This is a genomic window from Kribbella sp. NPDC026611, from assembly GCF_040638345.1.
GTDB lineage: Bacteria > Actinomycetota > Actinomycetes > Propionibacteriales > Kribbellaceae > Kribbella.
Window position 1 is genome coordinate 492,211 of record NZ_JBEZYC010000007.1, and the last position, 21,046, is coordinate 513,256.

The 21,046-nt window shown below is 67.5% G+C and carries 27 protein-coding genes; 16 read left to right on the forward strand and 11 right to left on the reverse strand.

The window, feature by feature from the left end:
• Window positions 1–232: 232 nt before the first annotated feature.
• From AB0E69_RS29250 to AB0E69_RS29265, 4 genes are read right to left on the reverse strand one after another with little or no spacing between them, the layout of a single operon-like run.
• Entirely contained in the window at window positions 233–640 is a 408-nt protein-coding gene (locus tag AB0E69_RS29250) for a hypothetical protein (RefSeq protein WP_360153010.1), read from the reverse strand.
• A 55-nt stretch (window positions 641–695) separates the two neighbouring features.
• On the reverse strand, window positions 696–1,544 hold the full coding sequence (locus AB0E69_RS29255) for a helix-turn-helix transcriptional regulator (RefSeq protein WP_360153013.1): 849 nt from the start codon (window positions 1,542–1,544) through the stop codon (window positions 696–698).
• Window positions 1,525–2,043, reverse strand: coding sequence for a DUF6879 family protein (locus AB0E69_RS29260; protein ID WP_360153016.1), 519 nt, complete (start codon window positions 2,041–2,043; stop codon window positions 1,525–1,527). Before AB0E69_RS29260 ends, AB0E69_RS29255 begins: the two co-directional genes overlap by 20 nt.
• A gap of 7 nt (window positions 2,044–2,050) precedes the next feature.
• On the reverse strand, window positions 2,051–2,245 hold the full coding sequence (locus AB0E69_RS29265) for a hypothetical protein (protein WP_360153019.1): 195 nt from the start codon (window positions 2,243–2,245) through the stop codon (window positions 2,051–2,053).
• Between the two features lie 366 nt (window positions 2,246–2,611).
• On the opposite strand from AB0E69_RS29265, the gene AB0E69_RS29270 reads away from it, so the two are divergent.
• From AB0E69_RS29270 to AB0E69_RS29280, 3 genes are read left to right on the forward strand one after another with little or no spacing between them, the layout of a single operon-like run.
• The gene (locus tag AB0E69_RS29270; protein WP_360153022.1) at window positions 2,612–3,364 is read left to right on the forward strand and encodes an alpha/beta hydrolase; all 753 of its coding nucleotides are present in this window, start codon (window positions 2,612–2,614) and stop codon (window positions 3,362–3,364) included.
• Window positions 3,365–3,423: 59 nt separating this feature from the next.
• Window positions 3,424–4,545, forward strand: coding sequence for an XRE family transcriptional regulator (locus tag AB0E69_RS29275; protein WP_360153025.1), 1,122 nt, complete (start codon window positions 3,424–3,426; stop codon window positions 4,543–4,545).
• The gene (locus AB0E69_RS29280; RefSeq protein ID WP_360153028.1) at window positions 4,542–5,090 is read left to right on the forward strand and encodes a nucleotide-binding protein; all 549 of its coding nucleotides are present in this window, start codon (window positions 4,542–4,544) and stop codon (window positions 5,088–5,090) included. Before AB0E69_RS29275 ends, AB0E69_RS29280 begins: the two co-directional genes overlap by 4 nt.
• Before the next feature lie 47 nt (window positions 5,091–5,137).
• Here the strand turns inward: AB0E69_RS29280 and AB0E69_RS29285 are convergent, their stop codons facing one another.
• From AB0E69_RS29285 to AB0E69_RS29295, 3 genes are read right to left on the reverse strand one after another with little or no spacing between them, the layout of a single operon-like run.
• Complete coding sequence (locus tag AB0E69_RS29285) at window positions 5,138–5,707, reverse strand: GNAT family N-acetyltransferase (protein WP_360153031.1); 570 nt, start codon at window positions 5,705–5,707, stop codon at window positions 5,138–5,140.
• A 41-nt stretch (window positions 5,708–5,748) separates the two neighbouring features.
• On the reverse strand, window positions 5,749–6,216 hold the full coding sequence (locus tag AB0E69_RS29290; protein WP_360153034.1) for a hypothetical protein: 468 nt from the start codon (window positions 6,214–6,216) through the stop codon (window positions 5,749–5,751).
• Between the two features lie 27 nt (window positions 6,217–6,243).
• Entirely contained in the window at window positions 6,244–6,711 is a 468-nt protein-coding gene (locus AB0E69_RS29295) for a MarR family transcriptional regulator (RefSeq protein ID WP_360153037.1), read from the reverse strand.
• Window positions 6,712–6,775: 64 nt separating this feature from the next.
• Here AB0E69_RS29295 and AB0E69_RS29300 point away from each other — a divergent pair, with 64 nt between their 5' ends.
• Both AB0E69_RS29300 and AB0E69_RS29305 read left to right on the forward strand, forming a co-directional pair.
• Entirely contained in the window at window positions 6,776–7,159 is a 384-nt protein-coding gene (locus AB0E69_RS29300) for a hypothetical protein (RefSeq protein WP_360153040.1), read from the forward strand.
• Window positions 7,160–7,250: 91 nt separating this feature from the next.
• Window positions 7,251–8,237, forward strand: coding sequence for an NAD-dependent epimerase/dehydratase family protein (locus AB0E69_RS29305; RefSeq protein ID WP_360153044.1), 987 nt, complete (start codon window positions 7,251–7,253; stop codon window positions 8,235–8,237).
• 66 nt (window positions 8,238–8,303) lie between these two features.
• On the opposite strand, the gene AB0E69_RS29310 is transcribed toward AB0E69_RS29305, so the two are convergent.
• Both AB0E69_RS29310 and AB0E69_RS29315 read right to left on the reverse strand, forming a co-directional pair.
• Window positions 8,304–8,546 carry an antitoxin gene (locus AB0E69_RS29310; protein WP_360153047.1) on the reverse strand — a complete coding sequence of 81 codons (243 nt, stop codon included), beginning with the start codon at window positions 8,544–8,546 and terminating at the stop codon, window positions 8,304–8,306.
• A 123-nt stretch (window positions 8,547–8,669) separates the two neighbouring features.
• Window positions 8,670–8,888, reverse strand: coding sequence for a hypothetical protein (locus AB0E69_RS29315; RefSeq protein ID WP_360153050.1), 219 nt, complete (start codon window positions 8,886–8,888; stop codon window positions 8,670–8,672).
• A gap of 122 nt (window positions 8,889–9,010) precedes the next feature.
• Between AB0E69_RS29315 and miaA the strand changes: the two genes are divergently transcribed.
• The 4 genes from miaA (at window position 9,011) to ggt (ending at window position 13,138) form a co-directional block, all read left to right on the forward strand.
• Complete coding sequence (gene miaA / locus AB0E69_RS29320) at window positions 9,011–10,000, forward strand: tRNA (adenosine(37)-N6)-dimethylallyltransferase MiaA (protein WP_360153053.1); 990 nt, start codon at window positions 9,011–9,013, stop codon at window positions 9,998–10,000.
• The gene (locus AB0E69_RS29325; protein WP_360153056.1) at window positions 9,987–10,499 is read left to right on the forward strand and encodes a SigE family RNA polymerase sigma factor; all 513 of its coding nucleotides are present in this window, start codon (window positions 9,987–9,989) and stop codon (window positions 10,497–10,499) included. The genes miaA and AB0E69_RS29325 overlap by 14 nt, the downstream gene beginning before the upstream one ends.
• Window positions 10,500–10,539: 40 nt before the next feature.
• A complete protein-coding gene (locus AB0E69_RS29330; protein ID WP_360153059.1) occupies window positions 10,540–11,229 on the forward strand; it encodes a hypothetical protein in 690 nt (229 codons plus the stop codon).
• 88 nt (window positions 11,230–11,317) lie between these two features.
• On the forward strand, window positions 11,318–13,138 hold the full coding sequence (ggt, locus tag AB0E69_RS29335) for a gamma-glutamyltransferase (RefSeq protein WP_360153062.1): 1,821 nt from the start codon (window positions 11,318–11,320) through the stop codon (window positions 13,136–13,138).
• On the opposite strand, the gene AB0E69_RS29340 is transcribed toward ggt, so the two are convergent.
• A complete protein-coding gene (locus AB0E69_RS29340) occupies window positions 13,130–14,218 on the reverse strand; it encodes a M20/M25/M40 family metallo-hydrolase (RefSeq protein ID WP_360153065.1) in 1,089 nt (362 codons plus the stop codon). The genes ggt and AB0E69_RS29340 overlap by 9 nt on opposite strands.
• Before the next feature lie 68 nt (window positions 14,219–14,286).
• Between AB0E69_RS29340 and AB0E69_RS29345 the strand changes: the two genes are divergently transcribed.
• Genes AB0E69_RS29345 through AB0E69_RS29365 form a run of 5 tightly spaced genes read left to right on the forward strand, consistent with a single transcriptional unit; the run spans window position 14,287 to window position 18,245 of the window.
• The gene (locus AB0E69_RS29345; protein ID WP_360153068.1) at window positions 14,287–14,946 is read left to right on the forward strand and encodes a hypothetical protein; all 660 of its coding nucleotides are present in this window, start codon (window positions 14,287–14,289) and stop codon (window positions 14,944–14,946) included.
• Window positions 14,939–15,583, forward strand: a complete 645-nt coding sequence (locus tag AB0E69_RS29350; protein ID WP_360153071.1) for an SIS domain-containing protein — start codon at window positions 14,939–14,941, stop codon at window positions 15,581–15,583. Before AB0E69_RS29345 ends, AB0E69_RS29350 begins: the two co-directional genes overlap by 8 nt.
• On the forward strand, window positions 15,573–16,688 hold the full coding sequence (gene menC / locus AB0E69_RS29355; RefSeq protein ID WP_360153074.1) for an o-succinylbenzoate synthase: 1,116 nt from the start codon (window positions 15,573–15,575) through the stop codon (window positions 16,686–16,688). Before AB0E69_RS29350 ends, menC begins: the two co-directional genes overlap by 11 nt.
• A gap of 19 nt (window positions 16,689–16,707) precedes the next feature.
• A complete protein-coding gene (locus AB0E69_RS29360; RefSeq protein ID WP_360153077.1) occupies window positions 16,708–17,835 on the forward strand; it encodes an amidohydrolase family protein in 1,128 nt (375 codons plus the stop codon).
• Complete coding sequence (locus AB0E69_RS29365) at window positions 17,778–18,245, forward strand: amidohydrolase family protein (protein ID WP_360153080.1); 468 nt, start codon at window positions 17,778–17,780, stop codon at window positions 18,243–18,245. The genes AB0E69_RS29360 and AB0E69_RS29365 overlap by 58 nt, the downstream gene beginning before the upstream one ends.
• On the opposite strand, the gene AB0E69_RS29370 is transcribed toward AB0E69_RS29365, so the two are convergent.
• Window positions 18,238–18,504, reverse strand: a complete 267-nt coding sequence (locus AB0E69_RS29370; RefSeq protein ID WP_360153083.1) for a hypothetical protein — start codon at window positions 18,502–18,504, stop codon at window positions 18,238–18,240. The genes AB0E69_RS29365 and AB0E69_RS29370 overlap by 8 nt on opposite strands.
• A gap of 15 nt (window positions 18,505–18,519) precedes the next feature.
• Here AB0E69_RS29370 and dapF point away from each other — a divergent pair, with 15 nt between their 5' ends.
• Both dapF and hflX read left to right on the forward strand, forming a co-directional pair.
• A complete protein-coding gene (gene dapF, locus AB0E69_RS29375) occupies window positions 18,520–19,362 on the forward strand; it encodes a diaminopimelate epimerase (protein ID WP_360153086.1) in 843 nt (280 codons plus the stop codon).
• A gap of 84 nt (window positions 19,363–19,446) precedes the next feature.
• A complete protein-coding gene (hflX, locus tag AB0E69_RS29380) occupies window positions 19,447–20,922 on the forward strand; it encodes a GTPase HflX (protein ID WP_360153089.1) in 1,476 nt (491 codons plus the stop codon).
• Window positions 20,923–21,046: the final 124 nt, after the last annotated feature.

Below are 21,046 nucleotides of genomic sequence, written 5' to 3' on the forward strand. Positions count from 1 at the left end.
GCCGCCTCCGGCGGGGCGCAGCAGGTGGTGACGGGCTCGGAGTGATCGGCGAGGTGGATGTGGTGACGCTCGAAGGACACGCCTTCGGCGGGCGCGGCTGGTGGTGACGGGCGTGCCGTGTTCGGCGCATGCGGATCATCTCAAGCCTTTGTTTGGCTCGGCTGTGTGGAGCGGCGAGGCGGCACCGATGCAGGGATCAGGTACCGCCTCGCCGGACTGTAGGAGGAAGCGGTCAGGGCATCGTGATGATGCGGGCGCCAGTCGCGGCCTCGAAGTAGCCCTTGACGTTCCGTGGAGATCCGAGCACGGCTAGGTGCAGGAAGCTCGGCAGAAGCACCACTCGGACCTCGTCGCGGAGGACGGCCTGAAGCAGTCGCTCGAAGGCATCGGGCCGCCGGGGATGCTCCTCGACGAAGATGGCCGCAAGCACGAGATTGGAGTCTTTGGCGAAGCGGGTCAGAGAGTCCTTGGTGCGGTTGACTTCGGACGTGCAGATGAGGAGATGCGCACGGAGATAGCCATACGCTCGTTGTCTCTCGACGGCCGCCGCTTCAGGACGACAGCGGCAGTGCAACGAGTAGCAGGTTTCCGACGCGTGGATGCGCTGCCCGTGCCGCGTGCGCACCACCATCGCTGTCATACGGGTGACGCTACGAAGGTGCTACCGGCGACTACCAGACTGTTGCGAACGGTTGCTAACCCAATTCGCTCTGGACGCGGATGATGAGACCGCGGGCGTCGCGGCCGTAGACAGCCCAGCTGCGGAGGTGGTCGAACATCGTGGCGTACAGGTCGACCTCGTGGGGTTGGGAGACCTCGATGCTGGCGGTGGGCGTCTCCAGCTTGACGAGCGTGTTGTCGAAGATCCAGAACCCGGCTGAGCCGATGACATCGCGAACCGTCATTGACGGGATGATGCCCAGCGAAACGTTGGGCAAGCTCATGATCGAGAGCAGGCGATCGAGCTGTCCGCGCAGGGTATCGGTGTCGCCCAATGGCGTTCGCAGGCAGGCCTCCTCCAAAACGACCGAGAAGGTTTTGGTGCCGTCGTACAGGACGGACTGTCGTTCGAGGCGGGCGGCGACAGATTCGTCGAGGTCGTTGCGCACGCCGAGGAAGGTGAACCAGAACGGCAGCATCGCTCGGATGTAGCCGGCGGTTTGGAAGAGGCCAGGAATGACGTTGTGTTCGTAGATGCGGAATTGTGCGGTGCGCTCATACAGCGGAACCGGCGAGCGCATGAGCTGCTTGAGGCCGGTGCGAGTGCGATGCCGGAACTCCATGTACATCGACTCGATGGAGCGGGCTTGCGCGATCAGGTCGGCAACCTCATCCTCGGCCGTGCACATCGAGCACCAAGAACGGATGTCAGCATCGGTCGCTCGTTGGACGCCGTTTTCGATCTTGCTGATACGCGTGAAGTGCCAACTGGTGGCGGTGGCCAGTTCGCGAGCCGTCAGGCCAGCATCGAGGCGTAACGAGCGAAGACGCAGGCCGAGAGCTTCCTGCGCCTTCTTGGCTGCACTATTGGGGCTGGTAGTCACGGTGTGGCACCGACAGGGCCCACACCCGTTCAAAGGCGGTGCGGCACAGCTCGACATCGGCTGGATCGGTGGACAAGGTGAGAGCGGTATTGAGACCGGAGCCGGCGTAGTGCAGGAAGACGACCTGCTCGTCATCCAGCACGTAGAAGTCGTTGCCTGGGATGCAGATGGACGACACCGAGCGACGCGGGACCCAGCGGATGTCCTCGCCTGCGTCGACCATCGGCCCGACCAAGGTGTGGGCCCAACGCTGGTAGTCGCTGAGCGGTTCCGAGACGATCTTGGCCCGTCGGACCGACCGACCTTGCTGCACGTGATCCCGGACCTTGTCGCACCAGCCTTGCAGCCAGTCCAGATCGTCGGGCTCGCCTACCGCCCACTTGGCCATGTGCGGTAGTTCGGTCTCAGTGCCGTAGGCATCCCGAGTCTCGAGGTGTGCGGCACTGCGCTTGATTGAAGCGGTCAGGTCCTGGAACTGGCTGTAGGTGAGTTCCTGCACGATCCTCCTACTTGAAGAACGGGAGCATCCGGTCGGGGATCTCGACCACGGTCTCGCCCTCGGGCACGTCGAGCTGACTCAGGGCATCAGGATCGGTGACGACCCACCCTTGCACGACCCAGCTGCCGCGGTCGGTCTTGTAGAGGGTTGGCGAGTTGTCGGGGATGGAGTCCGGGTCACCGGCGACCAGTGTGAGACGCATGTTGATACTCCCCTGCATGGGGTTGCGGTTGGTTGTCGGTGATTACCCTCCGCTTACGACCAGTTGCGGTCAAGGGGTGTTGCGAGAAGTTGCGATACGAGTTTGAGCGCAGGTCGGCCGGCCTTCGGGGCGGCCCGGGGTCCGGCCGCTATCCAATCAGTTCTTGTCCGACAAGCTGCTGATTGATGCGGTGGAGGACAAGGCGACCGTCGCTGAAACCCAGCTCCCAGAGCCCTGGGCCACGGTCCTCAACCCCAAATTCCACCGGCAGATGGCGGCCCACATAGTGAACCCCAGTCATCTCTTTGATGACCGAGCTTTCAATCAGCCTGCTAGGTGGACCCGAGTGGAGATTAACCTCGCCGGATGCCACGGATCGAGGTCAACGGTTGTTTACTGGCGGTCGACAGCTTCGGTGAAGGTGGGCCGCCGGTGGTGTTTGTTTCTGGTTGTGGGGACAGCTCTGATGTGTGGGACAAGGTCCGGGGATTACTCGAGTCGCTCGGCCTGCAGCTGGTGACGTATGACCGACCTGGGACCGGGCTCAGTGCGCCACTGCCCGATCCGTCAGCTGCGCAGACCTACCTGGATGCAGCGCGAGAGCTCCACGGGCTGTTGAGCGCGGCCGGCGTACCCACCCCGCGCGTGCTTGTTGGGCACTCCGTTGGAGCAGTGATCGCGCAGTCGTACGCGATGAACTGGCCGGACGACACAGCAGGATTGGTCCTGGTGGATTCCAGTGATCTGCGGCTGGACATGGAGATTGACCAACCGGAGCTGACATTCCGCGACGGCAGCGACAGTGGCGGGCGGCTGTTCGACGTACTGGCAGGGATCCGTGAAATCGAGGCCGGCCAACTGCCCACCGTTCCGGCCGCTGTGGTGACCAGCCGAGTTGGTCGCTGGGTGGAGGAAGGGCATCCGGAGGCCTGGCGTCCGTTCACACTCGAGCAGCTCGACGAGCGGTGGCAGCTCGGCCAACGCATGCTCGCCGAGAAGCTTCACGCAAGGCATATCGTCGCGAAGACGGCAGGTCACTACGTGCACAAAGAAGAACCCGTGCTGGTGGCCGAAGCCATCAAGGCAGTCGTGGACGAGGTGTCCTCGCTGCACGCGTAGCGCCGGTCCCTGTGGATGGTGGTGTGCAGGTTGGTCCCATGTGTGCGAAACTCGCACACATGGGAGAGGTTGACGAGCGGGCGTTGGGGGCGAGGGTTCGGGAGGCGCGTGAGCTGGCCGGGCTGACGCAGGGGGAGTTGGCGGCACAGTTGAGTCTCGACCGGACTGCGGTGAACAAGATCGAGAGTGGGATCCGCAAGCTCACCGCGCTGGAGTTGTCGGATATCGCAGCGGCGCTTGGTGTGCGGATGGCGTCGTTCTTTGCCGATCCGATTCCTGCCTTGGTGTCACACCGCTCTGCTCAGGGACTCGATACAGCCGATTCGAAGATCGACCGCATGCTCGCGGGTATCGCCGGAGACGTTGAGTTCGTGCACTCGTTGGCCGCCGCGGAGCTCGGGCTGCCGGCGGCTGCTCGACCAGCGCTTCAGCGGCCCGGCAGTGTGTCGGAGGCGGACAGCCTCGCGGCGCAGGCCAGGAAGTTGCTTGGCCTCAACGCAGCTGAGCCCGTCCCTGACCTCGTCGAGCGTGCTGCTTCCATCGGACTCCTCGCGTTTTCCTACGACCTCGGAGTCGACACTGCTGACGCGGGGACGATCCTGCTCCGTCAAGGTGCGGTCAGCCTGATCAACAGCCACAACAAGGTCGGTCGGCGTCGGTTGGCGCTGGCGCATGAACTGGGCCATTTCCTGGTCGCGGACGAGTACACCATCGACTGGCGGGTCACCGACCTGCAAGGTGGCGACATCGAGTCGCGTCTCGACCGGTTCGCGAGGAGCGTGTTGTTGCCGGAGGCCGGCGTTCGGGCCGCCTGGTCTCGGCATGCAGCGCGGCCGCCTCGAGAGGCGGCGGTCCTGATCGCGAGCGATTTCCGAGTTGATATGGCCACGCTGGCCCGCAGGCTCTGCGAGCTGGGCATGATCGACAAGGCCGCCGCGGCACTGGTCCGGGACGTCAGAACGACCCGCGCTGACATCGTCGAGTTCGATCTCGTCGTACCTTTCGATCTCGAAGGAACCAGCCTGCCGGTGCCGTACCAGCGAGCGGTACTGAGAGCCTGCCGAGATGAGCGGATCAGCCGCGAGCGGGCCCTCGAGCTCCTGTACGAAACCTTCGCCGACGAGGATCTGCCCGCCCTCAGAGAACGGCGCGAGGACGAGCTCTGGAACTTCGTGTCGTGATCGAGAGCGTTGACGCGCTGGTGTTCGACACCGGCCCGATGCGTCACTTCACGGTCGAAGGCTGGCTCGGTGTGCTGAAGTTCCTGGCCGGCGGACGACGGGTTCTCATTCCCGAGAGCGTCGAGCGAGAGATCAAGCATCAGGCGCACGATCTGCCGGTCTTGCAACAGGTGCTGGATATCGGCTGGATCGAAGTTGACCGCAGCAACGACCTACCGTTTGTGATGGCGTTCGCGGAGTACGAGCGCCGGCTTGCCGTTGGCCAGCGCAATCTGGGGGAGTGTGGCGTACTGGCGCTCGGAAGGACTCGCGGATTCGAGACGGTGCTGGATGACAGCGTTCCGCGCAAGATCGCGGAAGAGGAAGGCATTCGCGTCACCGCCACACTTCCTCTGCTGTGCAACGCGATTCGCGAGAGCCAGCTCACCGTGTCCATGGTCGAGTCGCTCGCGGACGACCTGATCACCGGAAGTTATTTCCTGCCCTTCGAGCGCGGCGGATTCAGAAAATGGGCTTGCGAAGAAGGGCTGATCGAGTACGAGTGAGGTGCGCGGCTGCCTCCCAAGTGCCAACAGACTGGCGTGGTCCCGCCTCAGGGGATGGTTTTGGTCATGGTGCAGTGGTTTTTGCCTTTGGGGCGTAGGTAGGTGAAGCCGGTTTGTTCGAAGAGGGAGCGGGTGCCGTTGTAGAGGAAGGAGGCGGTGATTCGTTTGCCTCCGGTGTCTTGGGGGTAGGCCTCGACGACTCCGCCGCCGGATTGGGCGATCAGGTCGAGGGCGCCGCGGAGGGCGGTGGCTGAGACGCCCTGGCGGCGGTAGTTGCGGTCGGTGAAGAAGCACGTCATTCGATAGTCGGGCAGCCGCTCCAGGTCCCGCTCGTACTCCTTGCGGTGGTTGATGTTCGGCAGCTCGGCCGGCGTCCCGTACTCCAACCACCCCACCGCCCGCTCGCCGTCGAACACCAGCGCCGCGTGCGCGCGTCCCTCGATCACCAACCGATGCTTCAGCTCACGGTTGCTCGCCGCATCGAAGGTCTTCTCGTTGTGCATCGTCTGGAAGTACGTGCACCAGCACCCGCCCCACACGCCGTTGTGCCGCTCCGCGAGATCCGCAAACGCATCCCAGGTCTCCGGCGACAACGCCCGTACCGTCAACTCGCCCATACCGTCACAGTACGACGCAATCCGGACGATCTACGTCCGAATCATGCGCCTGGTCGCCGGCTCATTTCGAGGTGATGGTTCAGCCAGGAGGCCAGGTGCGTGGAGCCGAGGTAGTGGAAGGTGATCGGGTTCTTGTTCAGCCCGGGGTGCGGGCGGATGGTGACGATCGGAGATCGCTGGCTGACGACCGTCGACACCTCGTGCCAGCCGAGGGTGTCCTCGCCCAGTCCGACCCCGGCCGGGGTGACGATCAGGTCGGAGCTGCCGGTCACCAGTCGCGCCACCTGCCGCACCGCGGGCACGAGCGTGACGGCGGTCAGGGTGCCGACCCCTGCCCAGACGCCCCAGATGTAGGCATGTGGCACTCGGTCGATCACCGTGGCGCCGAACGATACGTAGGCCAGCGGCGACAGTAGTCCCACCAGCGAAACCGGGAGAGGTCTGAACGTGACGAAGCCTCGCCGGGCCAGCTCCTCGTCCCAGCCGAAGGACCGCTCTACCTGTCGCACAGTCGGTTGGATGCGCCGGGGGCCAGGTCAGTTGCCGGCGGGGGCTTCGGTTGTGGCGGCGGTGATGACTGTGGTTAGGCGGGCGTGGAGGTCCGTGAGTTCGTCGACGTTCATGCCGAGGCGTTTGACGATTGCCGGCGGTACGTCGAGTGCTTGGTTGCGGAGCTCGCGGCCCTTGTCGGTGAGGGTGACGGCGAGGGAGCGTTCGTCGGTCGCGGAGCGTTCGCGGTGGACGAGGCCGGCGGCTTCGAGGCGCTTGAGGAGCGGCGACAGCGTGGCCGGCTCGAGTTGGAGCATGCCGGACAGGTCCTTGACCGACACCGGCTCGGACTCCCACAGTGCGAGCATCACGAGGTACTGCGGATGCGTCAGCCCCATCGGCTCGAGGACCGGCCGGTACAACGCGATCACGGTGCGCGCCGCGACCGCCAGCGCGAAGCAGACCTGGTGCTCGAGCGCCAGCGGGTTCTCGGGTGTCGCCTTCGTCACTGCCATGTGCTTAGTGTAGCAACTTTGTGTACCCTAATCATTAGGACACTAAGTATCGATGGAGGCGTCGATGAACACCAGGGAGTACGCCGACCCTCGGGAGACCGAGCAGCCGAAGGAGCAGCGCGAGGTGGTCGCCGAGCAGCCCGGATCCCCGAAGCGACGGGTACGCCGAAGGACCCCGCGCCCGATGAACATCGAAACCGTCCAGCGCTGGGTTGCGTCCGCCATCCTCTTCCACGTCGGCAGCGTCCCCGCCATCACCCTGGCCGTCTACAGCATCGGCATCGCCGACCACGACTTCGGCCGCGGCGTAGGCCTCTGGCTGATGTCCGCGGTGATCGGCCTGCTGACGGCCGCCGGCATCCGAGCCATCTTCCGCCGCAACCCCCTGTCCTGGTGGCTCCTTCTCGGCATCCTTCCGACCGCGGTCACCGGCTTCTACATCTTCTGACCCATCTCGGGTTCTGGACCGTAGAGGGTGCGGACCGAGGCGCGCCGATAGCTTGGCAGCAACGGCGTTGCGACCTTGAGGAGCAGTCCGCATGAGTGCATTGCGTGTTCTCTTTCTCGGCGGTACGGGCGTCATCAGCTCGGCGTGCTCCTGGCGAGCCGTCGAAGTGGGCCTCGAGCTGACGGTCGCCAACCGCGGCAAGACCTCGATCCGCCCGCTCCCGCCGGAGGTGCGGCAGCTCACCGCCGACGTCAGTGATCCGGCGGCTCTGGCCGACCTCGCCGGACAGGACTTCGACGTCGTGGTCGACTGGGTGGCATTCACGCCGGATCAGGTGCGCGCCCGCACCGATGCGCTGCGCGGACATGTCGGCCAGTACGTCTTCATCGGCTCGGCTTCGGCGTACCAGACGCCGCCCGCTCGGCTGCCGATCACCGAGTCGACGCCGTTGCGGAATCCGTTCTGGCAGTACTCCCGCGACAAGATCGCCTGCGAAGACCTGCTGACCGGGCTCTACCGTGACGAGGAGTTCCCGATCACGATCGTGCGGCCGTCGCACACGTACGACCGCACGCTCGTCCCGTTCGACGGTGGGTGGACGATCGTCGACCGGATGCGCCGCGGCCTGCCGGTCGTGGTCCACGGTGACGGGAGCTCGCTGTGGACGCTGACCCACCACCGTGACTTCGCCCGCGGCCTGGTCCCGCTGCTCGGTCACGCCCGCGCTCTCGGCGACGTCTTCCAGATCACGTCCGACGACGTCCTGACCTGGGACCAGATCGCCCACACGCTCGCCGCCGCGGCCGGTACGACGGCGCAGATCGTGCACGTCCCCTCCGACGCGATCGCCGCGGAACACCCCGCCTGGGGTGCCGGCCTCCTCGGCGACAAGACGCACTCAGCCGTCTTCGACAACACCAAACTCCGCCGGGTGGTCCCCGACTACGAAGCCACCATCCCGTTCGAAACCGGCGCCCGCGAAATCGTCGCCTGGCACGACGAAGACCCCACCCGCCAACGCCTCGACCACTCCATCGACCAAGCCATGACCACCCTCACCACCCGCTACAAGATCTGAGCCGACCTCGGGCCGGGCATGGCGAAGGGCCGCAAGCGGGTGCTTGCGGCCCTTCGCAGCGGTGTGTCAGGCGGGTCGGTTCGAGTCGGGGATGTCGTCGTTCTGGCCGTCGAGACCGTCCAGGCCGTCCTTGGCCTTGTCGACGCCCTGGTCGATCTTGTCGCCGTACTTGCCGCCCGTCTTCTCGTCGACGAAGTCACCGGCCTTGTCGAGACCTTCACCGACCTTGTCGCCGTGCTCGTTGACCAGGTCGGTGGCCTTGTCCTTCAGGTCCTCGGCCGTGTTCTTGAACTTGTCGAAGATGCCCATCGCGGGGCTCCTGTTCCTGCGTAGTTGAGTGCTTACAGACAGCTAGCGGCGATCTTCGCACCTGCGCAGGTGGAACTGTGGGATCTCCGCGACCGCCATGCCGACACAAAAGTGAAGGCGATGTCAGACGCCGTCGCCCTCCGGCTCCGACTCTACGTCGCCGCCGCTGTCCTCGCTCTCACCGCCGGTGGACTCGACATCGCCACCGCTGAACTCGACGTCACCGCCGCTCTTCTTCAGTTCGACGTCGCCACCGCTGCGCTTGAGCGCCTCGGCCTGCTCTTCCCCCTGCTCGAATGCGGCCTTGGCCGCGTCCGACTCTTCCTCGAACGGATTCGACACTGCGTTCCTCCCGTAGATCTGGCACGAACTCTCGTGCGTTCCTACCGAACCGAGAGGGTCATCCACAAGGCTGGTACACACCTCTTGGCCCAGTCTTGATCGGACTCCGGCAGACTGGAGCGATGCCCGATCCACTCGTCGTCGCGGTCGTCGGCCCCACCGCGGCCGGCAAATCCGACCTCGCCGTCGCGCTCGCCCAGCACCTGAGCGGCGAGGTGGTCAACGCCGACGCCATGCAGGTCTACCGCGGCATGGACATCGGTACGGCGAAGATCGGTACGGCGGAGCGCCACGGCGTACCGCACCACCTGCTCGACATCCTCGCTGTCACCGAGACCGCGACCGTCGCCGAGTTCCAGGAGCTGGCCCGCCAAGCCATCGACGGCTGCCTCACCCGGCAACGCACCCCGATCCTGGCCGGCGGGTCCGCGCTCTACATCCGCGCGATCCTCGACGACTTCGTCTTCCCCGGGACCGATCCCGTCGTCCGCGCCCGCCTCGAGGGCGAGCTGGAAGCCGAGGGTTCAGGCGCACTGCACCAACGACTCAAGGACAGAGACCCGAAGGCTGCCGAGCAGATCCTCCCGAGCAACGGTCGGCGGATCGTCCGCGCCCTCGAGGTCATCGAGATCACCGACGCCCCGTACGCCGCCACCCTCCCCGACCACCACTACGTCTACCCAGGCGCCGTCCAGCTCGGTCTCGACGTACCGAGGCCCGTCCTCGACGAGCGGATCGGCCGCCGGGTGGACCGGATGTTCGAGGCCGGTTTCGTCGACGAGGTGCGCGGGCTGCTGAACAAGGGTTTGATTGAGGGCAGGACGGCCAACCGCGCCCTCGGGTACTCGCAGGTGATCGCGTTGCTGAACGGTGAGCTCGACGAGACCGAGGCGCGGGAGCGGACCGCCCAGGCCACGCGACGGTTCGCACGCCGGCAGGACTCGTGGTTCCGTAAGGACCAACGCATCATGTGGCTGCAGTACGACGACCCCGACCTGGTGGAGAAGGCACTTCAGGTGATAGCCGAAGGCAACCGCAGGGGGACGCACGGCGTAGTAGGAGTTGAGCCAGGCCCCAGAACGGACACCGGGGCCGTCGATGCGAGGGGGTGACCGTGAGGCCGAGTTCCGTGAGTACCTGCTCGCGGACCGCACCCGGCTGATGCGTACGGCGCTGCTGCTCACCGCGGGGGATGTGCACACCGCCGAAGATCTGGTCCAGACCGCCTGTACCCGGGTGTACGTGCACTGGCATCGGATCAAGCACGAAGGCGCGGGCCCGTATGCGCACCGCATCCTGGTCAACGCCTTCCTGGACGAGCGCCGCCGCGCCGGCCGCCACCCCGAGGTGGTGACCGCGGAGACGCTCGAGCCGCGAGACGTCGACGAACCGGACCCGGCGGACACGCTCGCCGTCCGGAACGCGTTGCTGGACCTCGCACCGCGGCAGCGAGCTGTCCTGGTACTGCGGTACTTCCAGGATCTCGACGTGGCGACCTGCGCGCGGATCCTGGACTGCACCGAGGGGACCGTCAAAAGCCAGACGGCCAAGGCGCTGAAGCGTCTGAAGGACTTGATGACCGAGGAGAAGGACGCGACGGGGAGTGGCTGAGACATGACCGGGGCGGCGGGGCGGGGAAGGTAAAAGATCAGTGGACGAAGTCAAGAAGTTGTTGGAGGGGTTCGCGGAGCGGGCGGCGGCAGGCCTGCCCGACGCGGATGTCGAGGCGGACGTCGCGCGCGGACGGCTTGCCTTGCGCCGGCTTCGGCGACGCCGTCGGGTGACCGGTGTGCTCTGCGTGGCCGCTGCGTCGGCCCTGGTGCTTGCGATCGGCAACCTGAAGTGGTGGGGGAGCAACACCGACGTGGCCGGCGGCACAGGCGAGACCGAGACGGCCACGACGGCCGCCTCAGCCACCCCGGCCGATCCACCGACGCCGTCGCCCGGCTCTGAGTCGATGTCGATGTACGGTGCGGCAGCGGTCGAGCTGGTCGCGAACACGAAACCGTGGAGCACGATCAGCTGCGCTCTCACGCCGCGCGGTTGGTCCGCCGAGACCCCGATCGCGGCCAACCACGTCGTCCTGTCGCAACCCGAGATGCGTACCGCCGACTCGGCCGCCAAGGTGGTGCTGCAGGCGGCGCCGACGGCTCGCAGCCTGTCCGCCGTCCGTGTCACCGACGGGAACGGCAAGACGTTCCACATCGGCACGCTGGACGGTCGCTTGACCGGTCAGGTGAAGCTCGCCGACCAGTGGCTGCTGATCGAGCTCCCGAAGGGCTCGCTCGACTGGTCCGACGACGTACTCCGCCGTTTCCTGGACTCCTGCACGGTCAGCTGAGGCAACTGGGCGCGCCACAACTGGCGCACAACCCACGGGTGGGATAGGCAAGGCGGTGTCCCTGTACGCCGAAGCCCGTGGGGGAAACGTGAAGAAACTGATCGCAACCCTGTCCGCAGGTGCCCTTGTCCTCACCAGCCTGACGACGGGCAGCGCCGTCGCCAGCCCGCCGCAGGCGCCGGACAGACATCCCACCGCGATCGGGTACGGCGGTGGCGTCGCGTCCGTCGACCCGAACGCGACCAACATCGGCCTCGGCGTACTGCGCCGCGGTGGCAACGCCGTCGACGCAGCCGTGGCCACGGCCGCAGCGCTCGGCGTGACCGAGCCGTACTCCGCCGGCGTCGGCGGTGGCGGGTACTTCGTCTACTACAGCGCGAAGAACCACAAGGTCTACACGATCGACGGCCGCGAGACCGCGCCCGCGACGATGCCGGAGGACGCGTTCATCAACAAGGCGACCGGGACGCCGTACACGTTCTCGGACCTGGTCACCTCCGGGGTGTCGATCGGCGTACCGGGAACGCTCGCGACCTGGGACAGTGCGCTGCGGCAGTGGGGTTCGCTGTCGCTCGGCAAGGCGCTGGCACCGGCCGCGGACCTGGCCGACCACGGTTTCGTCGTCGACCCGACGTTCCGGCTCCAGACCCTCGAGAACAAGTCGAGGTTCGCGCAGGTTGTCCCGACGGCCAAGCTGTTCCTGCCGAACGGCGACGCGCCTCAGGTCGGCACGCTGTTCAAGAACCCCGAGCTCGCCGACACCTATCACCTGATCGGGAAGCAGGGCCCGTCGGTGTTCTACCGCGGACCGCTGGCGGCCGAGATGGCGGCCGTGGCGAAGAATCCGCCGAAGACGCCGGACGCCACGCTGCCGTTCTTCCCCGGGTACCTGACGACGGCCGACCTGGCGTCGTACCGGACGATCAACCGCACGCCGACCCAGGTCCGGTACGACGGCCTGGACGTGTACGGCATGCCGCCGTCGTCGTCCGGCGGCTCGACCGTTGGCGAGGCCCTCAACATCCTCCAGCCGCAGCACCTGAGGCAGCTGAACACCACCCAGGCGCTGCACACGTACCTCGAGGCGTCCGCGCTCGCGTTCGCCGACCGCGGCAAGTACGTCGGCGACCCGGCGTACGTCGACGTACCGCTGAAGGAGCTGCTGTCGCGAGGCTTCGGGGCCGAGCGGTCCTGCCTGATCGACCCGCAGCACGCCGCGACGAAGCCGGTCCCCGCCGGCTCGCCGGACGGTAGCTACCAACCCTGCGCCCAGGGCGTCACGACCGAGAAGCGACCGGACACCGAGGGCTTGTCGACCACTCACCTGGTCACGGCCGACAAATGGGGCAATGTCGTCTCCTACACGCTGACGATCGAGCAGACCGGCGGTAGCGGCATCACCTTGCCGGGTCGCGGCTTCCTGCTGAACAACGAGCTGACAGACTTCTCCGCGGCTCCGGTCGCGAGCGACCCGAACAAGATCGCGGGCGGCAAGCGGCCGCGGTCCTCGATGTCGCCGACAATCGTGCTGCGGGGCGGCAAGCCCTTCATCGCGCTGGGCTCGCCCGGTGGCTCGACGATCATCACGACCGTCCTGCAAACGCTGACGAACCGGCTCGACCGCGGCATGACGCTGCCGGAGGCGATCGCCGCACCGCGGGCGTCGCAGCGCAACACCACGAACGTCACGGCCGAGCAGTCGTTCATCGACGCCTACGGTTCTGCGCTCACGCCGTACGGTCACACGTTCGTGCCGGCTGGTGCTCCAGGGAGCTCGGCCGCCGAGATCGGTGCGGTCGCGGCGCTGGAGTTCCTGCCCGGTGGCGCGATCCTGGCCGCGGCCGAGCCGACGCGACGAGGTGGGGGAGCGGCCGGTACGACGTACCAGATCTGGCCACGCTCACACTGAGGTGATGATCGCGGCGACCAGGTCGGCCCGCTCGGCCAAGGTCGCCGCGACCGCCTGCTCGTGGACGGCGTGGGCGCCCTTGCCGACCGGCCCGAGGCCGTCCAGCGTTGGGATTCCCAACCATCCGGTCAGGTTGGTGTCGGCCGCACCCGTGGCGGCCGCACCACCGATCTCCTGGCCGACCGACCGGCCGGCCTCGATCACGCGAGCCAGCAGTTCATCAGTTCCCGCCGACGGTTCCCACGCCGGCCGGTTCGACATCACCTGCACGTCCAACTCAGCCTTTGCCGGTGTCAGCGTGGTGACTGCATCGAGCACTGCCCGCTCGGTCGCCGGATCGACGAACCGGAACCCGATGTCCGCCGACGCAGCGCCCGGTACGACATTCGTCCGGCCGCCGCCCGTGATCGTGCCGACGTTGCACAGCACGTCCGGGTGCTCGGCGACGATCCGGCGGACGGCGATCAGTTGGTCGACCAGTTCGTCGATCGCCGAGATCCCGCTCTTCGGATCCAGCGCCGCGTGCGCCTCGCGCCCGGTGACCGCGATCCGGACCCGGGTGCTGCCCCAGCGCGACGTCTTCAGATCGCCGTTCGGATGCGGCGGCTCGAGCCCGAAGGCAGCCACCACCCCCTCGGCGGCCCGGGTGACGAGCGGGCGCGCGGACGGCGACCCGATCTCTTCGTCCGCGACCACCACGACCCGCACCGGCCGATGATCGCGTTCGGCGACCTGCGCGAGCGCTGTCTCCAGCACAACCAGGCCGCCCTTCATGTCGAAGACGCCCGGCCCGTGAATCACCCCGTCCTCGTGCCGCCACGGCATTGCCGAAGCCAGTTGCCCGATCGGCCAGACCGTGTCGTGATGGCCGAGAAACAGCAGCGGTGCGTCGCCGGCCAACGGTCCGCGGCCCGGAAAGTCCGCCAGCAGATGATCGCCGGTCTCGATGATCTCGCGGTGGACGGTCGCGCCGAGCTCGGCGTACCGGCGCTCGAGCCGGTCGGCGAACGCGTTCAGCGCGGCCGCGTCGCCGGTCGGGGTCTCGTGGCCGACGTACTCGCGGAGGCGCTCGATCATCATGGATAAGGAACGTATCACCATCTGGCCGGCGATTGACCACCGTGGAGACAGCGGATCTAATGTGGGATATGAACCGTATGGCTGAGAGCGGCTTCCGTGCCGTCTCGCTCACCACGGCGGCCCGCTTCGCCGAGGCCTCCGAGCTCTACCGCGGGGTCTTCGGCTACGTCGACTCGGCGTACGGCCTGAATCCGCGGTTGCTCGGCGCGCTGTCCAGCAACGGCGGCGCGGTCGTCGGCATCCTCGACGAGCGCGACCGGCTCGTTGCCTTCGCCTACGGTTTCTGCGGGACCGACCGGCGCGGTTTCTACCACTACTCGCAGTCGGCCGTGGTGGCCGTCGACCAGCAGGGGCACGGGCTCGGCCGGATGCTCAAGCACGCCCAGCGAGAAGTTGCCCTGAGCCACGGCCTGTCCCGGATGCGCTGGACCTACGACCCGGCCCAGGAGCGCAACGCGCACTTCAACCTTGACGTGCTCGGTGCCCGCGGCCGCTGGTTCGCCCCGGACATGTACGGCCCGGGCACCGACCGGGTGATCGTGGAGTGGGACCTGACCCGACCGCACCCGGGCGAGCTGGACGTCTCCGCGCTCACGCAGGTCCCGGTCCAGCCGAATCTCCGCAAGCCGTTCGAGGAGCTGTTCGCCAAGGGTCTGGCCGCGGTCTCCTGCCGCCGGCTGCCCGACGGCGAGGCTGTCTACTACTTCGGGCCGGTGGACGATGCCTGACGATCCGAGCAACCGCGAGCTCACCAGCCCCCAGGAGCGGTACGACGCCCGCCTGCAACGCCGGTCGTCGGCGCTGCTACAGCGTCGCGTCGTCGAGCAGGAGCGCGCCTCGATCGACGGAGCGCTCGACCAGATCCTCACGGACGAGTCGATCGCGCAGGCCGCGGCCCGGATCGTCGCGGCCCGCCGGCGCTTCATCGTCGGCTCGGCCAAGTCGTTCTCGTACGCGTCCCTGCTCGCCTTCGACCTCGGCGTCGGCCTCTCCCAGGTCACGCTCATCGACGGCACGGTCGTCCGCGGCGTCGACGTGCTCGCCGATGTGCGGTCCAACGATCTGATGGTCGCGTTCTCGTTCCGCCGGTACCGGCGCGACACCGTCGAGATCGCCCGCCGCTTCGTCGAGGCGGGCGGGGAGCTGGTCGCGGTGACGGACTTCGAGGACGCGCCGCTGGCGAAGATCGCCGACCAGTCGATCTACGTCGCCACCGGGAGTGCGTCGTACGTCGATTCGCCGACCGTCGTCGCGTCCGTGCTGCACGTGCTCGCGACGCTGACCACGGCGAGCGCGAAGGGCGCGCGCCGGCGGCTGGTCGAGCGAGACCGGTTGAACACGGAGCTGGGGTTGTATGTCAACTGACCTCAAGATCGTCGCCGCCCGCTTGCATCGCGTCCGTCTGCCGCTGGTGCACGCCTTTCAGACCAGTTCGCACCGCAAGGCCTTCCTCGACCACATCCTGGTCGAGCTCGAGGATGCCTCCGGTGCGATCGGCTGGGGCGAGATCGCCTCCTCGTCGGACCCGTACTACGCCCCCGAGACCGTCGAGTCCTGCTGGCACATCGCCGAGCACTACCTCCTCCCGGCTGTCCTCGGCCGCGTCTGGAGCCACCCCAGCGACCTGGTCAACATGAAGGTCCGAGGCAACAACTTCGCCAAGGCCGGCGTAGACACAGCCGCTTGGACGCTCTGGGCCGAGACACAATCGCTGCCGTTGGCAACAGTCCTGGGTGGCACACGGACCGAGGTGGTCGCGGGTGTTTCGCTGGGCATCGAACCGACGATCGACGAACTACTTCAGCAGGTCGAACAACAGGTCGAAGCCGGCTACCCGAGGGTCAAGCTCAAGATCACCCAGGACTGGGATGTAGAACCGGTCCGGGCGGTGCGAGCGGCGTACCCCGAGCTCGATCTGCACGTGGATGCGAACGGGATCTACACGGCAGACGACGTCGAGCGCCTGGCGAAGCTGGACGACTTCGAGCTGACGATGATCGAGCAGCCGTTCGCGCCCAAGGACCTCCTGACGCATGCGAAGTTGCAAAGCATGATCGACACCCCGGTCTGTCTCGACGAGAGCATCGAGACCGTGGACGACCTGGAGACGGCGCTAGAGCTCCGCGCCCTGCAGGTGCTCAACATCAAGGTGTCGCGGATGGGCGGCCTGACCCCCGCGCGCCGGGCGCACGACCGGGCGCAGCAGGCCGGCATCCCGGTCTGGTGCGGCGGCATGCACGAGTTCGGCATCGGCCGGGCGGCGAACGTCGCACTCTCCAGCCTGCCCGGGTTCACCCTCCCATCGGATGTGTCCGCCTCGGAGAAGTACTACGCCCGGGATCTGATCGAACCAGCTGTCGTCGCCGCCGACGGCGTCGTCCAGGTGCCCACCGGCCCGGGGCTCGGGCATCGGGTCGACCGGGACCTGATCGCGGCGAACACCGTCGGCACCGTCCAGCTCGCCCCCTGACCAGAACAGGAGCGGTTCGATGCGGATCGCACTCACCGGCGGCCTGGTGGCCGACGGCAACGGTACGGCGCCGGTGCCCGGGACCGTGCTGGTCGAGGACGACCGGATCGCCGGCGTGCTGCCACCCGCCGCGAGCCTGCCGCCCGGTGCCGAGGTCATCGATGCCACGGGCAACATTGTGGCACCCGGTTTCATCGATCTGCACTCACATGCGGATTTCAGTCTCGGCTCGGCGCCGGCCGCCGAGTCCCAGCTCGCGCAGGGCGTCACGACGCTGGTCGCGGGCAACTGCGGCTGGTCACCGTTCCCGATCACCAACCTCGAGATCCTCCGAGCCGGTACGGCGTTCCTCGGCGCGCGGCACGAATGGTCGTGGCACGACCTCGCGGGCTTCGCTGCAACGTTGGAGCCGGCGGTGAACCTGGCTCTCCAGGTCGGTCACTGCACGCTCCGGATCGCGGTGATGGGGAGTGCCCAGCGGGCACCTTCTGCGGACGAGCTCCGGCAGATGCAGGACCTGCTCCGCGCGGCCGCCGACCAGGGTGCGGTCGGGTTCTCCACCGGCCTGATCTACGCCCCAGGCACGTACGCCGAACCGTCCGAGGTGGCCGCGCTGGTGGCGACCGCAGGCGAGTGCGGCTTGCTGTATTCGACACACCTCCGCAACGAAGGCGCCGGGCTCCTGGCCGCGCTGGACGAGGCGATCGCGGCGGCGCGGGCCGGGGGAGCGCGGCTGGAGGTCTCGCACCTGAAAGCCGTTGGGACGACCAACCACGGCCTCGTCTCAGCCGCTCTCGAACACCTGGACCGTGCAGACGTCGACCTCGGCTGGGACGCGTACCCCTACACCGCCACCAGCACGACCCTCACCACGCGGCTCCCCGCCTGGGCCCTCGCCGGCGGCACTCTCCTGGACCGTCTGGCCGATCCGGCCGAACGCGAACGGATCGCCGACGCGCTGCGCTCCGACCAGCTCCTCTCGCCCGACACTGTGGTGATCGCGTCCCTCCCGCCGGGCCGCTACGAGGACAGCCGCGGTCTCACCCTGACGAGATCGCCCGTGCCGACGGCGTGGACGCCGCTGAGATCGTGCTGCGCATCCTCGAACACCACCAGGCGGCCGTCAGCGTCGTCAACCACGCGATGAGCGAGGCCGACGTGATCGCGGTCCTCGAACATCCACGGACCGCGGTGGCCAGCGACGGCTGGATCATGGAAGCGACCGGCTCCGGCCACCCGCACCCGCGCAACTTCGGGACATTTCCCCGCGTCCTCGGCCACTACGCCCGCGATCTCGGCGTGCTCAGCCTCGCCGAGGCGATCCGGCGGATGACGTCGCTCCCCGCGTCCCGCCTCGGGTGGACGGATCGCGGTGTGATCAGGCCCGGCGCCGTCGCGGACCTGGTCGTCCTCGACCCGGCCCGGATCGCGGACAAGTCGACGTACGACGACCCCTGGCAGCTCTCGGTCGGCGTAGAACACGTTCTGATCGCCGGGCAACCCGCACTGGCCGACGGCAAACCCACCGGCCGCCGCCCCGGCCGGGTCCTCAGCTGACCGCCGGGCCTCGCTTGAAGCGTTGTGGTTCCTGGGGGAGCGGCGCGGGCACGACCCGTGGCTCGTTCGTCAGCGTCTCAACCCATCCGTCATGCTCCGCCACGACCCGCTCGAGGTCATCGGAAGGACGCAGTACGACCACCCAGGGATGGTCATCGTCGTCGTCCTCACCCTGGAAGCGCCCCCGCCGTACCTCGCCGTGCAGCAGCCGGGCGACGGTCTCTGCGTCCTCCTGCTCCCAGAAGTAGGCGACCAGCACCGTACGATCTCCTTCATGAGCACGTTTTCCTGGCTGAAGGGCCATGGTACGGAGAACGACTTCGTGATCCTGCCCGACCCCGACGGTTCGGTGCACGGCGACCTGGACGCGGCGCTGGTGCGGTTCCTCTGCGACCGGCACGCGGGCCTCGGCGCTGACGGCGTACTGCGGGTGATCGCCGGGGACAAGCAGGCGTACGTCGAAGACGGCGGCGACTGGTTCATGGACTACCGCAACGCGGACGGCTCGATCGCGGAGATGTGCGGCAACGGGGTTCGGGTCTTCGTGAAGTATCTGGCCGAGGCCGGGTTGATCGACGGCAAGCCGGTGCGGATCGGCACCCGTGCGGGCGTCCGGGAGGTCGTCCAGAACGACGACGGCACGCTGACGGTCGACATGGGCGAACCGAAGGTCTTTGCCGCTGCCGGAGTCGTCGTCGAGGCGGCCGGGCACCAGTGGCCGGCGCTGTCCGTCGACATGGGCAACCCGCACGCGGTCGCGTTCGTCGACGACCTGCGCGAGCCGGGCAACCTGTGCGACCAGCCCACCTGGTCCCCGGCCGAGGCCTTCCCGGACGGCGTGAACGTGGAGTTCGTCGTACGGCGTGGTCCGCACGACGTCGACATGCGCGTCCACGAGCGCGGGTCGGGGGAGACGCGGTCCTGCGGGACCGGGACGTGTGCCGTGACGGTAGCCGCCGCGCGGGCGGCCCGGGACGCGCTGCCGGTGACGTACCGCGTCGGCGTACCAGGCGGTGAGGTGTCCGTGACTTGGCGTGCCGACAACCACCTGGAGCTGACGGGTCCGGCCGTTCTGCACGCTCGGGGTCAGTTCGACACATCGTGGCTACCGGTCTAGTGCGGGAATCCTGCTGCCGCGTGGGGCGTTGACGTTGGTAAACGGGTCGCTTGTACTGGAGGCCCGTGCCACCATGGAAGGTATATGACGACCCATTCACATTCTTACGACGAGACCACCGACGTCGAACTTGACCTCATCGAGGGCGAGGACTCAGGCGATTCGTTGACGGGTCACGATGCGTACGAGCTGAGCACCGAGGGCCTCGAGCTGGAGGAGCGCCAAGCGCTTCGCCGCGTCGTGGGCATGTCGACCGAGCTGACCGACATCAGCGAGGTCGAGTACCGCAGGCTGCTGCTCGAGCGGGTGCTGCTGGTCGGCGTCTGGACCGAGGGCAGCGCCGAGGACGCGGAGAACTCGCTGGCCGAGCTGAAGCTGCTCGCCGAGACCGCCGGTTCCGAGGTCCTGGACGGCGTGATCCAGCGGCGGAAGAAGCCGGACCCGGCGACCTTCATCGGTTCCGGCAAGGTGACCGACCTGCGCAACCTGGTCGCGTCGCTCGGCGCCGACACCGTGATCGCCGACGGCGAGCTGGCCCCCGCGCAGCTGCGCAACCTGGAGGACAAGCTCAAGGTCAAGGTCGTGGACCGGACCGCGCTGATCCTGGACATCTTCGCGCAGCACGCGAAGAGCAAGGAAGGCAAGGCCCAGGTCGAGCTGGCGCAGCTGCAGTACATGAAGCAGCGCCTGCGTGGTTGGGGTGGCAACCTGTCCCGCCAGGCCGGTGGACGCGTCGGTGCGGCCGGTGGCGGTATCGGTGGTCGTGGTCCCGGTGAGACCAAGATCGAGACCGACCGGCGCCGGATCAACACCAAGATCTCCAAGCTGCGCCGCCTGCTCAAGGACATGAAGAGCACCCGCTCGACCATGCGCCAGGAGCGCCGCCGCAACCTGGTGCCCTCTGTGGCGATCGCGGGCTACACGAACGCCGGCAAGTCGTCGCTGCTGAACCGGATCACCGGCGCGGGTGTGCTGGTCGAGGACGCGCTGTTCGCGACCCTGGACCCGACCACCCGACGGACCACGACCTCGGACGGCCGCGTGTACACGCTGACCGACACCGTCGGGTTCGTCCGGCACCTGCCGCACGACATCGTCGAGGCGTTCCGCTCGACGCTGGAGGAGGTCACGGACGCCGACCTGCTGCTGCACGTGGTCGACGGTTCGCACCCCGACCCGATCGCGCAGATCCAGGCGGTCCGCGAGGTGCTGGCCGAGATCAACGCGACGGACGTGCCGGAGATCATCGTGATCAACAAGGCCGACGCCGCCGACCCGATGGCGCTGGCGCCGATCCTGCACCGCGAGCCGCACGCGATCGTGGTCTCGGCCCGGACCGGCGAGGGCATCGACAAGCTGCGCGAGCTGCTCGAGGGTTCGCTCCCGCAGCCGCACATCTCGCTCGACGTCCTACTGCCGTACGACCGCGGTGACCTGGTCTCCCGGATTCACTCCGAGGGCTCGGTCGAACAGCTCGAGCACACCGCCGACGGCACCCGGGTCTCGGCCCGCGTGCACCCGGCGCTGGCCGGCGACCTCACGCCGTACCAGGTCGCCTGAGGCTCCGACGAAAGCAGCCCCCGCCGGACTGAACTGGTCCCCGGAAGTTGGATTGGTTAAGTAAGAGGTTATAGAGGGTTTCTAGGCTGCGAGGGTCTGGGTCCGGTAGTGCACCGGGCTCAGG